This window comes from Mesorhizobium amorphae (genome assembly GCF_014843845.1).
Classification (GTDB): domain Bacteria; phylum Pseudomonadota; class Alphaproteobacteria; order Rhizobiales; family Rhizobiaceae; genus Mesorhizobium; species Mesorhizobium amorphae_A.
In genome coordinates this window covers 1-351 of the sequence record NZ_JHQS01000076.1, presented here as the reverse complement: position 1 = coordinate 351, position 351 = coordinate 1, and the positions used below count along the sequence as shown (strand labels likewise).

Annotated in this window: 1 protein-coding gene; it reads left to right on the top strand. The window is 65.0% G+C overall.

Features of this window, described 5'->3' with window-relative positions; genetic code table 11:
- Window positions 1–59: 59 nt before the first annotated feature.
- On the top strand, window positions 60–351 hold a 292-nt coding region (locus DH08_RS37000), incomplete at its 3' end, for a helix-turn-helix domain-containing protein (RefSeq protein WP_192182886.1).

Sequence of the window (351 nt, the reverse complement as noted above, 5' to 3'; positions counted from 1 at the left end):
CGGCGGGTTCAACCGGTCAACGCAACACCTTCTAATCTGTGAGGATGAGGAGGTGGCATATGGTGACGTCACGGATCTGGTTCACGACGGCGCAGAAGGCTGGGCTGTGGGAGCGCTGGAGGCAGGGGCAAAGCATCTCGGCGATCTCGCGGGCGCTGGAGCGGAGGAACAAGACCGGCGTCCAGCGGATCGTGGCTCTGCACGGGGGTATTGCTCCGCCACCGCGGCGCAGGGCGACGTCAGGGCTGAGGTTGGAAGAGCGCGAAGAGATCTCCCGCGGAATTGCGGCCGGTCGGTCGATCCGGGGTATTGCGCGAGGTCTTGGACGATCCCCATCGACGATATGCCGGG